This is a genomic window from Shewanella sp. CAL98-MNA-CIBAN-0140, from assembly GCF_040309905.1.
GTDB classification, from domain to species: Bacteria; Pseudomonadota; Gammaproteobacteria; order Enterobacterales; family Shewanellaceae; genus Shewanella; species Shewanella psychromarinicola.
In genome coordinates, this window is record NZ_JBEOPI010000168.1 from 1 (window position 1) to 271 (window position 271).

Annotated in this window: 1 protein-coding gene; it reads left to right on the top strand. The window is 42.4% G+C overall.

Annotated elements, in window-relative coordinates; translation table 11 throughout:
• Positions 1-271 (top strand): HAD family hydrolase (locus AAEY93_RS20620; protein ID WP_351079537.1); only part of this gene is annotated, 271 nt, incomplete at both ends.

Consider the following 271-nt stretch of genomic DNA (forward strand, 5'->3'; position numbering starts at 1 on the left):
GAGTTTACTGGCCACATTTACCCTGACTTTATCGATAGCATTGAGCGCATTAAAGAAAAAGGCATTCGTATTTACAGCTTCTCTTCTGGCTCTGTCGAAGCGCAAAAGCTGTTATTTAGCCACACCGAAGCAGGTGATTTAACCGGTTCGTTCAATGGTCACTTTGATACCCGCACGGGCAATAAGTTAGACAAACAAGCCTACTGTAATATTTGCAACACCATTAGCTTGAAGCCAAAGCAGATTTTATTTGTATCGGACGTAGCAGAAG